The organism is Candidatus Electrothrix sp. (assembly GCF_052785085.1).
This window is the reverse complement of the sequence record NZ_JALAAI010000122.1, coordinates 1-10,906: the sequence shown is the minus strand read 5'-3', so window position 1 is coordinate 10,906 and position 10,906 is coordinate 1. Positions and strand designations below refer to the sequence as shown.

The following is a 10,906-nucleotide window of genomic DNA, read 5'->3' as shown; positions in this document are numbered from 1 at the left end:
TGTAGGAAGCGCAACGCCTGTCCGTGGAAATATCTCGCTGAGGTTATCACGGCTCGGCGCCAGGGGCTGGATGTGCCTCCTCTGCCTCTTGCTGCGTAAAAAAAATGAGAGGGGTCTGAACGGTTACCAATAGTCTTATTTTTATCGTCTCCTAACAGTGCCGCATAATCATCCTGGCTTTTTCCTCCTGTTTCCTTACTGTCCCAGGTTTCCATTAACGGAATCGGAAAGAGGAATTGTTTTGCACCAGGAATATGGCTTTTCTTGTAACTGTCTTCATAGGGCATGGTGTCGATGATCAGGACATCCTTGTTTGCATCAATGAGCTTTTTCAGCTCCTCTGTGGTGATCAGCTCGTAACCACCTGCCATTGCCTCACGGGCCAGTTTGACGGCTCCCTGCTCCTTTTCCACCTCTTTTTCAAACTTATTCTTGCCAAATCCCAGCGCTAAGGCCGAGTTGGCTCCCAAGCTCAGAAAGGCACCAATCATTAACCAAATAAGTGTTTTTTTCATAACAGACATTCTTGTTCTCCTTGTTTTAGAAGTTCATTTTTCCCGTGTATTCGGGAGGAATGGGGTCAAAAAAGGAAATGTCTTCAGGTCGTTCAGGAGAAAAACTCATGGGGTGTCAGCGTCATTGTTCCTTTCTTCGGTAATGTTCAGCCTCAGCCTGGCATTGGCAGACATTCTATCTCCGAATCATGAAACGATACAGCCCAAAGGGGAGGGGATCAGGGAAACGGAAGAAAAAATGTGCGTGCCGTCAGTACACCCAACCTGGGTGGCCTTGTCAGACAATTTCCTCAGTATCTTTTGGGCAAGCGCATTATTTTTCCTCAAGGTTGCTATAAAAGTGGTGAGTACGAATCAGGAATCTATAAAACAGATTGGTTGGGTCGTCAACGGAAAATCGACGTGGTGAAGATGTTTATAGCCTTGCAGAGTGCGGTTTCCGCACCAGCAGGACATTGCACGGTCATATGACGGTGCGCCAGGCGCAGGTTACCGGGCTATGCTCTTCAGGTGGACAGGCTCTGGAGAGGGTACCTGAGAGAGATAGAAGAATCTATATTAGAAAACTGATGTGCGTTTAGTTGCTCGTTTTCAGGTTTTCATGGCCACCACGCAGGTCTGCCTGTGGGCAACAAAAGCGGGATCAGGATACTTTCTCCGGGGAGACAATCTTAGGCATGTTCTGGATGAGTGCGCGCAGTACGGCGTTCACGTCTTGAGCAGAGGAAAATACCCGGGCCACATCCGGATCAAGGGTAACAATCACGTTATCCCCGCTTACCCGTTCGGCAAACCGGTTGGGGCGTGCTTTGCTGTAATCAAACCTATACTCAGGTTGCAGGTCATCATGGCTTGTATGATCATCTTTTTTCTTCATAGTCCCTCCGTTCATGTTTTGTGGCTGCACGAGAACTGATTATCCGAACAACATCTTGTGAGCACTCTGTATAACTCACCAACAACAGACGACCTTCCGCTGAATTTCCGATGATAATTTCTCGCAGTTCATCAGGACGAGAATGCCTCTCATCGTCGAAAATTAAAGCCAGAGGATCATTGAAAACGGTACATGCCTCGTTAAAGCTGACCTTATGCTTCTTGAGATTACCTGTTGCTTTCTTTTTGTCCCATTCGAATTGCAGACTCATTCAGATTATCCTGTTTTCATATTTCTCATGCTACCTGATGTACCAGGACAGGGTCAAGTGTATCTATGAATGTTATTTTCTTTTTGCAATGAGGGTATACTGGGTTCATATCATAATCTATCAGTGTTTAAATAAGTAGCAATTTCCCGTGCTCAATCACCCGACTATCACCGGGACAATCAATCACCCAGCATAATGACCGGAACTCCCCACGTCAATAGAGAAATTCCCCTGAAGCAGCAGCTGTTTCAAAGTGCGTCCATCGGTATTGCCTCCTGGCCGGGGCAATCGCTTTTTTGATTGTGGAGGCGGAGAAGAAGTTGCGGGCCGGGTGAGTTGAAATATGGTTTTAAGAGGGTATCTGAGGGAGATAGATGAATCTATATTAGAAAACTGATGTGAGAAGCCACCCACCGTTAAAACGGTGGGCTATTATCAATCGCCCCTCCGGGGCGGGGATGCCCGGTAAACAGCCTCGCGCCTAGCTGCCGGTCTTAATACCCTCTTCATAGGGTAGGTCGTTGCAACTGCTCCCGCTCCTGGCCTCCCTGGTTGCGGGTCGTCTTAATACCCTCTTCATAGGGTAGGTCGTTGCAACAGGCAGACCTTAGCGGGGTAAACCTGAGCAGGGTGTCTTAATACCCTCTTCATAGGGTAGGTCGTTGCAACACGACGGAATGACGGCTCGCTGGTCACCGGGGAGTCTTAATACCCTCTTCATAGGGTAGGTCGTTGCAACTTGGGCATACAATGTACTGGACACGGTGCTTGAGTCTTAATACCCTCTTCATAGGGTAGGTCGTTGCAACCAGTTATGATAAGTACATGACTCCGGGGGCGTGGGTCTTAATACCCTCTTCATAGGGTAGGTCGTTGCAACACAGACTATACTTCCAACTATTTCTGTGAGACAGTCTTAATACCCTCTTCATAGGGTAGGTCGTTGCAACACAGAGGAGGTGTACACGTACGAGGGCAAGGAGGTCTTAATACCCTCTTCATAGGGTAGGTCGTTGCAACACAACCCGTGGTCATGCGTTTGTGGAGATGCAGAAGTCTTAATACCCTCTTCATAGGGTAGGTCGTTGCAACGCAGTTTGCATGTAGCCAAGAGTAGTAACCCCCTGGTCTTAATACCCTCTTCATAGGGTAGGTCGTTGCAACTGTCTCTGTTTTTTTCTTATACAATCCAGAAAATTACATACCCTGTTGCGCGAACCTCGTTTTTTGACCTTCATCAACCCGTTACAACTTCCTTCTTTATACCACTTTTACTCATTATTTCAAGGGGTGCGAACCAAAAAAATGCAAATAAAACGTAACGCATTGAAAAATCGTTTTTAAATAATGGTAAAACAGTACTTTTCAAAATGTTCGTTAGAGGTTCGCGCACAACAAACAGGTTGCATGACCTTTTCAAGGCATTAACAGGGCAGCTTCCAGTCCATGCTGGCATGGAGAATCGCTCCATCCCAGCATGGAGAAACTTTCCATCCCAGCATGGAGAAACTTTTCATCCCAGCATGGAGAAACTTTCCATCCTAGCATGAAGAGACTCTCCAACGTAGCATGGAGAAACTCTCCAACCCAGCATGGAGAATCGCTCCATGCCGGCATCCACTTTCCCTCTTTCCCGCGTTCCGCCCCGCCCCAATGCCTGCACGCAGGCTCTCTCTCCAAAATATGCAATAATCACCCAAATTTTTATTGACAACAAGCCCCCTGCTGCGTACTTTGGATAAATCCGTTTATATCGGGATGTATCAATATCTTAAACCCAAAGGGAGGACTTCATCATGGCTATCCACTATCGTATCGAACGTAACGCTCTGACCAAACCCGGCACCTGGCGGCTTCGTTTTCTCCCCCAGGGTATTGCGGGCTACGACGAGGTGGCGGAACGGGTGGCCCTGAAGAACCCCGGTTCTTCGGTGGAACAGGTCAAGACTCATCTCCAGTCGGGGATACATGAGATCCTGGGAATGGTGCTTGAAGGCATACAGGTCACTCTGGAGGATGCCATGACCTTCCGGCCCGCCTTTCATGCCCGCCTGTCCACCCCGGATTCATCGTTGCCGCCTCTGGAGGAACTCCTGGGACTCAATATCGCGGCCTCGCGTTCTCTTGTCCGGGAATTGCAGGCCGAAGCCAACCTGGTCCGTGAACCCTGGACGGAAAAGGTTCCGACAATCCAGGCCGCCGCAGACACCGTGACCAGGCTGAACAACGTGCTCAACCCGGAGGGCGTGTTGCGGCTCACCGGCAATAATCTTGCCTTTGATACGGAAGACCCGGAAAGTCGTTGCGTGCTCGCCGGAACCGAGAGCGGCAGCGAGGAGCAGAGTCAATTCGCAGAGATCACGGAGCGGGAAGTGCTGGTCGTGCCCCGTATCCCGGTCCAGTCCCATCCCTGGAACAACGAGTACACCGTGTCCATCACCACCCGCTATACCGAACACGGTTCCATCCGCACCGGCACCTACGGCGGCAGGCTGCGCACGCCCCTGGAGGTGCCATTATCAGCCATGATGCCGCCGCCCGAGACCGGCATCCTCACCGGCAGCGCAGCCACGCCCTATGTGGTCATCATGGGCGGCCCGCCCACGGGGGACGAGCGTCTGCGGGTCCAGGTGGAGCATAACCTGCAGGATGATCTTCTGAGCTTCAGGTTGATTGATATGCGGGATGGCGGCACCGAGGGCCTGCCTGTGCCGGTAACCGGGAACGGAGTCTACATTCTGCCCGGCTTCACCGGTTCGGCAGTGAGCAGCCTGGATATCCGGGTTGATGATTACACCGCCCTGAAGACCATGGTGCTCAATGATTACGCTGGAAGTCTGGTGGATATTCTGGATGTAAGGATGGCGTGATCGGAGTTGTATAGATAAACAATACCGTTGGAGGTGCAGGATGAAAGCAACAATCAAAGTCGTTATCCCGGTTATTGCCTTTTTCGGACTGGCTGCAAGCAGTTTTGCTGCTTATGTCGATGGGAGCGGCATTGAATACACCACGACGAAGAACGAGCATGGTGTTATCTTCAAAGCAAATAACGTAACACTTTATCTCGGAAAAAGTTGCGATGCCTACTCGCCGCAGTTCGGCAGAGGGAGCTGGGCATGGGCGAATGGCGGTGTTATGGTCAAGCTTGAAAAGAAGGAAATAGGCTTTCCTCACCAGGACTCTCCATTTGAAGATGGCAGGTGCCCTCTGATGCTGGAGGAATAGTCACGTAGCCTTGAAGACAATGGTGCTCAGACTACAACGGAAGTTTGGTGGACATTTGGGCTGCGAAGATGGTATAAGGAAATATGTGGCTGAATAGCCGTCCATATTACCATACCAAAAGGAGGAGAAGTGATGGAGAACCAATTTATTCTGTTGTACTACCTGTCTTCTATGACAGGCCTGATTATGGTTGTCGGTGGAATCTTTCTGCTGTACAAGGAGAAGATCTATATAGATAGCCAGACACAGGAAGTTACGGCCCTTGAAACACCAGCCGGTACATTTCGCACCAATGCACCGGCCTTGGCCCTGTTCATGATCGGTTTCATCCCTTTGATCTACCCGATTTATCAGTCCTCAAAGGATAAAGAACAAGTCAAGCTAGCACTGGAACAAGAGAGGCTAAAACAGGAAGAGAAAGTGAAGCTGCAAGGACACGTTTCAGCTGGCAATGACACCGTTCAAGTATACGTGGTTTTGGATTCTGAGTCCGTGAACAACCCGCGCGACTATAGCTTTAAAGTGCCTGCGCATTTGGAACAGGAAAAGTATACAGTGCTTTACAAACTGGATAATATCATCCAGGAAGAAATGGCTGATTTGGACAATGCGAAAGATGGGCACATTCCGCTCAAAGGTTTCAAATATCACAAAAACAAAGATACTGAGAACATAAAATATCAACACCAGATTGATGAAGTATCTGATGAATTCCTCAACTGACAACATATTGGAGCGAGCTATGAACAAATATTTATTCTCTCTGCTGGTTATCGTCTTGTCGGCCTCAACAGTCAGCGCCGCAAGTCTGGAAGGAACGGTTAGAGACCCTTCTACTGCATTGCAGCCTGAATTCGTTGTTACCTTGACACCGCCCAAAAAGAGCAATAAGCCAAAAGAAGTGACCTCAACTTCTTCTACCGGGAACTACCTTCTGGATAATATCGACAAAGGTAAATATATGTTTGAGGTATCTTACGGTACCGAGGTGATCTATAGAAAGGTGATTGAGGTGCAGGGAGATGACACAAAGGACGTGACACTGCAGCGACAGTAGACAGTAAAGAGGGAGGATGCTCCGCCGGTTACTCAAACAAATTCACCTGCTGGGCAAAGCTGCCCGGCACTTAGTTCAGTGCCAATGGCCTCAATGCCGGTGCTGCGGACAAGCGTCCGGTGCATCAATCTTATTGGCAGTTCTTATCTGCTTCAGCCGCTCCACATTCCGGGCGTGCCGACTGCGCAGGTCTTCGCAAATCATGTCTAAATTGTAGTTGAATCTACGGGCGTGTTCATCTCTGTATTTTCGGACTTCCTCTATGATAGGATCAATCATGTTCCGCCTCCATGAATTCTTCCGGTGAACAGATTACGGGCATGGAGCAGCCATGCTTCGTCACAACACTGCTTATTTTGCGCATCATGAAGGGATTATTGATGTGCTTGAAATTCCAGGTGACAATGAATTCAACATCGTGGGCTGCCGCTACAGCAATGTGAACTGCATCTTCCGGGCATTTTTCAGGAACAGCCTTTTCCCTGACAAGTGATTTTGCCAGCTCCTGCGTTTTCGCGTTTGTGTCAAGAACAGAAAAGTCACGGATTTCCCAAAGGCGACGTTCGGCCTTCCCGGCATCGCCGCACGATGCTTCAACGACAACAGTATCTGAAATAAAAACACGATAGTTGGGAAGCGTTTTCCAGAAAGCATGTGTGACAAGCTGACGACTGCTTATCCGGATATTTTCTGACATTTCGGCAGTCAAATAGCTTATGACGCTTGTTTCAATGTATATCGTTCTTTTCATAAAGGCAATATAGATGATCTTTTTGGCTTTGGCAACAGGTGCTGATTTTTTTTCTCAGCCAATAGCTTCAGCGACTCCGCAGTGAGATACCTGTTTGCTTAACTCAAGCTGCATGATACAGTGACGTTCACAACCTACTCATCCCGTCGATGCAATAACAATGCTGGGTATCAAAATGAGAATACAACGACTTGAAATAGAAAATTTTCGGGGCATCCGAAAAATGCAGCTTGATTTTCATCCCCGGCTGAATGTCTTTGCCGGAGTAAACGGTATCGGTAAAACCACGATCCTCAATGCACTGAGCAGAACAATTGATATCGCACGCCTGAATAACGTTGCAGGCAGCGAACGGCAGGAGCTGGAAAACCGGGGGCTTATCTATCCTGATGATATTCAGCTCGGTACTGAACAGGCACGCCTCAGGTTGCAGCTGCACTTTAGAGATCAGTGCATTTCCACTATGGCAAGCAGCCGTCCTGATGAAATATCATCTGATCTTGCTGACTATTTCCCAGGAACAGGTACAGAGCTTCCTCACAGATTTTTTTCTGAAGAACGTTCCGCTCTTGCCGGAACCTGGTCTCCGAGTGAAAAGACGATAAACAGGATCGCAGAAATAGACCCATGGATAAAAGCTATCATTAATGACACAACCCATTTCAGCCATTACTTTAACTGGATTTCAGAAAGGGAGGCATTAGAAAATAACAAGCTCAGAAGGTTTATTGACAGTGGAAAGGAATTTGGCAAGGATCATTTTGTGCGAGATCATACTCTTCAGCTGGTAAAAAACGCCGTTGAGGAGATTACAGGTTTTGCTGGTCTGTTTCATGACCGAGAATTATATGAATTCACACTGAGGAAGAATGTTGGTTCAGAAGAAAACATCCTCCTTTTTTCTCAGCTCTCTTCCGGTGAACAGCATTTAGTGGCCTTTGTGACCATGATCGCAGTATATCTTGCTTTGAGCTTTCCTGAAGCAGAAAATCCTTTACACGAAGAGGCTGTCTTCCTTATAGATGCCCTTGAACTGCACCTGCATCCCTCCTGGCAACGGGAACTCATCCCCAAGCTCCTGCATTCCTTTCCCAACTGCCAGTTTATCATAACCACCCACTCACCACAGGTACTGGGCAATGTTAAGCCGGAATCAATTTTTCTTCTGAAAAGAGAAGATGATGAGATTGTCTGTGAACAGCCTGATGAGAGTTACGGAATGACAATGGATCGGGTATTGGAATTAGTCATGGATGAAGAATCCCGTCCGAATCAGAAGATCCGTGAAGATATCGAAAGCCTTTTTGAGCATATCAGCAGAGAGGAATTTGACAAGGCTTCCGACCTGATCAAGGCCCTTAAACAGGACATCCCCAGCGACCCCGAAGTAATACGGGCGGAGATGCTGCTCCACAAGAACGGTCTGTCTTTATGAGATATATCGAAAAACACCCCGAAGAACCGGAAGCGTTCAGTCGATGGAAAAAACAAAACAAGAAGGCTGACTGGCGTGATTTCTCAACCAGTGCTGAACACAGGGAACTCCGAGAACAACTGCTTGCAGAACAGGTTGGAATGTGCTGTTATTGTGAAGTGATGCTGACAGTGGATGATTCCCATATCGAACATCTGAAACCAAAGAGCAGATATCCGCAGGAGAGGTTTGCTTACGGTAATCTCCTGGCTTCCTGCAACAGGAAGAAAAGTTGCGGGCACAAAAAGGGAACGTGGTACCGCCCTGAAATGGTCTCACCGCTGACGGAAGGCTGTGAAGAACGTTTTACCTACACTCTTGACGGAAGGATGATCCCCTCGGATAAGGAAGACAAGTTGGCCTCGGAAACCATTGAGCAACTGGGGCTGAACTGTGCCACATTGAAAGACCGACGTAAAAGCATCATTAAGGCATTAGATAATGGAGGCAACGGACCGGAACCGGATTATCTGCAAACAGTTGTGGCAGGAATATTGAACAGGAAGAGCAACTGGCCGTTCGGCTTTCCTACTGTCGTCTTGTTTATAGCAGCAATGTATGACATCGCGATCCCGTAATGAGAGGAGCAGATTCCTCTGCTTCCCATACCCGTCCTTACTTTCTCTTCAGAAGCTCAGCCGTTGAGCAGGCAGTATCGGTAAAGCAGAACAGCATGGCTTCCAGCTGCTCATAAAAGGGATTAAAAGTACTCCTTCGCAGGGTTCTGTACTGCGGCTTGAGATCCGCTGGCAGCTCTTCCACATTATTTTCACCAAAGAGGTTATCTTCTTCCTCATCCCGGCAGGCCGCAAGATCTGCCGGACTTGCAGCGTATTTCCGGCAATGCCTGTATCTGCCGTGAAGCCCGTAATGAGGATCCTCCGGGCGAATGGGAATAGAGAGGTGGGAGATATTAACGGTCTTAAACTCCTCTTTCATCTCCTCCAGCGGGATCTCAAGAACAGTATCGCATTGGAGGTCTGCTGCCTGGGCTATACGGTTGTTCACGGCCGGATCAATGGACTGATACCATATAAGCACCCGCTGTTGCGCCGCATCTGAAGAACAAAAAAATCGCCGGGCCGCCTCGGCATCAACTGTCGTGTCATCGGCTGTAACCGCCATCAGAACAGGAACCTTGAGCGCATATTCCGGGTCCATCATGTCACGGGTCAGGGCATAGAACACAGCGCCCGCATTGTAGGAAAAGGATTCGTAGCGCACAGCATCTTCTTCGTCAAAACGACTCTCCCAATCCTTGAACAAGCTGATGAACGATGCCAGAAAAGCAAAAGGCGACTTTGCCTTGATTGATGGGGATAAGAGAATCAGGCCCGTTATCTTATCGGCTCGCAATCTTTGAGCTGCTGAGGGGTGGTTCTTCATATAATCAATAGCCAGGGTAGTGCCTGCGGAAAATCCGACAAGATAAAGTTCTTCTATCTGCGCATCCTCCTGAAACCCTTTGACCCCGTATTCGACGATGCGCCTGAACTCCTTATGATCCATTTCCAGGGAATCACCGACCACTGTACCGTCTCCCGGAAGCAACACTGCTCTGATCAGGGCGCAGGGATATTGCCTGTGCAAAGAGTCCCGAATATTGCTCAGCAGATAGGGCGAATCTATGAGTCCGTGGATGAGCAGAAACCCCTTGCCTGCTCCTTTGCCACCCTCACTGCATCGTTCCTTCTTGTTTGCAGGCAGTTGGAATGGACTGCGCATGGATGCGGCCTGGGCATTGGTATAGCCGCCAAGATATTTTCGTTCACCGTTATCAGGGCGTACCTTGTCCAGGATCTGTTCAATATTTTCCCGGCTGTCCTGAATATACTCAGAGAAAGGAGTGTCTTGCTCGGGAACAAAAGCGGCCCTGCCTGTCGGGGTGTACAAAGGATCACGGTTTGCGCACGCACTTATGACAGGGAGAATGCAGAGAAGGAAAAAGATGATTTTTTTGAACGGAGTCATGGGATTTATAGTGAGTTGTTGGGCTTAAAACTATATCTTGCTGTCAAGATCAATGGGACCAGAGTCGATTGATTTTATATACGTTTTACCGTTACCCTTGCCTGGCAAAGGGTGGCGCTCCTGCTCCAAAACATCAGGCCCCCAAATACGCCTTCTTGACCGCAGGATCATCCAGCAAATCCTCGGCCCTGCCTTCCAGCACCAATTTTCCATTCTCCAGCACATAGCCCCGTTTGGCAAATTTCAGAGCAAGGCGGGCGTTTTGCTCCACCAGCAGGATAGTGGTTCCGGTCCGGTTGATCTCTTTCAGCGATTCAAACATATCCAGCATCAGCAGAGGGGCAAGCCCCATTGAAGGCTCATCCAGCAGCATGATTTTTCTCCCGCTGATATAGGCCCGGCCCACAGCCAGCATCTGTTGCTCTCCACCGCTCAGGGTATCAGCAAGCTGATTTTTTCGTTCTTCCAGGCGTGGGAAGAGGTCAAAAACCCACTTTCGATCCTTGACCACAGCCTCTGTATCCTTACGGGCAAAGGCGGCCAGGGTGAGGTTCTCGGTCACGCTCAGGTTACCAAAAATCATCCGGCCCTCTGGTACATGGGAAATCCCCAGCCTGGAAACCACCTTGTCGGTGTTGTATTTGAGGATATTATGGCCCATAAAGTAATGGCACGACCTTAAGTGGTTGACCACAGGATTACGCCGTTTGTCTTCTTGGTACTGTCAAACGAGGGTAGGCCTTTGGACGACGCTTCACAGCC

15 protein-coding genes and 1 CRISPR repeat array are annotated in these 10,906 nt (G+C 48.8%); of the genes, 7 read left to right on the top strand and 8 right to left on the bottom strand.

Going from position 1 to position 10,906, the window contains the following annotated elements; translation table 11 throughout:
- Positions 1-515 (bottom strand): rhodanese-like domain-containing protein (locus L2082_RS15865; RefSeq protein ID WP_446008486.1); only part of this gene is annotated, 515 nt, incomplete at its 3' end.
- 240 nt (positions 516-755) lie between these two features.
- Here L2082_RS15865 and L2082_RS15860 point away from each other — a divergent pair.
- Positions 756-986 carry a hypothetical protein gene (locus L2082_RS15860; RefSeq protein WP_446008487.1) on the top strand — a complete coding sequence of 77 codons (231 nt, stop codon included), beginning with the start codon at positions 756-758 and terminating at the stop codon, positions 984-986.
- Between the two features lie 172 nt (positions 987-1,158).
- Here L2082_RS15860 and L2082_RS15855 read toward each other — a convergent pair whose 3' ends face one another.
- The 3 genes from L2082_RS15855 to L2082_RS15845 all read right to left on the bottom strand — a co-directional run bounded on the left by L2082_RS15855 (position 1,159) and on the right by L2082_RS15845 (position 3,280).
- On the bottom strand, positions 1,159-1,392 hold the full coding sequence (locus L2082_RS15855) for a hypothetical protein (protein ID WP_446008488.1): 234 nt from the start codon (positions 1,390-1,392) through the stop codon (positions 1,159-1,161).
- Positions 1,376-1,663 (bottom strand): BrnT family toxin, encoded by a 288-nt coding sequence (locus tag L2082_RS15850; RefSeq protein WP_446008489.1) that lies wholly within the window; start codon positions 1,661-1,663, stop codon positions 1,376-1,378. Before L2082_RS15850 ends, L2082_RS15855 begins: the two co-directional genes overlap by 17 nt.
- A 491-nt stretch (positions 1,664-2,154) precedes the next feature.
- A CRISPR array of direct repeats spans positions 2,155-2,827; the repeat unit is 37 nt; unit sequence GTCTTAATACCCTCTTCATAGGGTAGGTCGTTGCAAC.
- Between the two features lie 252 nt (positions 2,828-3,079).
- Positions 3,080-3,280, bottom strand: a complete 201-nt coding sequence (locus L2082_RS15845; RefSeq protein ID WP_446008490.1) for a hypothetical protein — start codon at positions 3,278-3,280, stop codon at positions 3,080-3,082.
- Positions 3,281-3,459: 179 nt separating this feature from the next.
- Here L2082_RS15845 and L2082_RS15840 point away from each other — a divergent pair, with 179 nt between their 5' ends.
- From L2082_RS15840 to L2082_RS15825, 4 genes are all read left to right on the top strand, one after another.
- Complete coding sequence (locus tag L2082_RS15840) at positions 3,460-4,533, top strand: DUF4469 domain-containing protein (protein ID WP_446008491.1); 1,074 nt, start codon at positions 3,460-3,462, stop codon at positions 4,531-4,533.
- A gap of 40 nt (positions 4,534-4,573) precedes the next feature.
- Positions 4,574-4,891: a hypothetical protein gene (locus L2082_RS15835; protein WP_446008492.1), complete on the top strand. Its 318-nt coding sequence runs from the start codon at positions 4,574-4,576 to the stop codon at positions 4,889-4,891.
- A gap of 132 nt (positions 4,892-5,023) precedes the next feature.
- The gene (locus L2082_RS15830) at positions 5,024-5,614 is read left to right on the top strand and encodes a hypothetical protein (RefSeq protein WP_446008493.1); all 591 of its coding nucleotides are present in this window, start codon (positions 5,024-5,026) and stop codon (positions 5,612-5,614) included.
- Positions 5,615-5,633: 19 nt separating this feature from the next.
- Positions 5,634-5,948, top strand: a complete 315-nt coding sequence (locus tag L2082_RS15825; RefSeq protein WP_446008494.1) for a carboxypeptidase-like regulatory domain-containing protein — start codon at positions 5,634-5,636, stop codon at positions 5,946-5,948.
- Between the two features lie 90 nt (positions 5,949-6,038).
- Here the strand turns inward: L2082_RS15825 and L2082_RS15820 are convergent, their stop codons facing one another.
- Together L2082_RS15820 and L2082_RS15815 are read right to left on the bottom strand one after the other, a co-directional pair.
- Positions 6,039-6,227, bottom strand: a complete 189-nt coding sequence (locus L2082_RS15820; protein WP_446008495.1) for a hypothetical protein — start codon at positions 6,225-6,227, stop codon at positions 6,039-6,041.
- A complete protein-coding gene (locus tag L2082_RS15815; RefSeq protein WP_446008496.1) occupies positions 6,220-6,699 on the bottom strand; it encodes a PIN domain-containing protein in 480 nt (159 codons plus the stop codon). The genes L2082_RS15820 and L2082_RS15815 overlap by 8 nt, the downstream gene beginning before the upstream one ends.
- A gap of 175 nt (positions 6,700-6,874) precedes the next feature.
- Here L2082_RS15815 and L2082_RS15810 point away from each other — a divergent pair, with 175 nt between their 5' ends.
- Both L2082_RS15810 and L2082_RS15805 read left to right on the top strand, forming a co-directional pair.
- Positions 6,875-8,134, top strand: a complete 1,260-nt coding sequence (locus L2082_RS15810) for an AAA family ATPase (RefSeq protein WP_446008497.1) — start codon at positions 6,875-6,877, stop codon at positions 8,132-8,134.
- Positions 8,131-8,751, top strand: a complete 621-nt coding sequence (locus tag L2082_RS15805; RefSeq protein ID WP_446008498.1) for a retron system putative HNH endonuclease — start codon at positions 8,131-8,133, stop codon at positions 8,749-8,751. Before L2082_RS15810 ends, L2082_RS15805 begins: the two co-directional genes overlap by 4 nt.
- Before the next feature lie 37 nt (positions 8,752-8,788).
- Here the strand turns inward: L2082_RS15805 and L2082_RS15800 are convergent, their stop codons facing one another.
- The gene (locus L2082_RS15800) at positions 8,789-10,066 is read right to left on the bottom strand and encodes an alpha/beta hydrolase (RefSeq protein ID WP_446008499.1); all 1,278 of its coding nucleotides are present in this window, start codon (positions 10,064-10,066) and stop codon (positions 8,789-8,791) included.
- A gap of 211 nt (positions 10,067-10,277) precedes the next feature.
- Entirely contained in the window at positions 10,278-10,805 is a 528-nt protein-coding gene (locus tag L2082_RS15795) for an ABC transporter ATP-binding protein (RefSeq protein WP_446011945.1), read from the bottom strand.
- Positions 10,806-10,906: the final 101 nt, after the last annotated feature.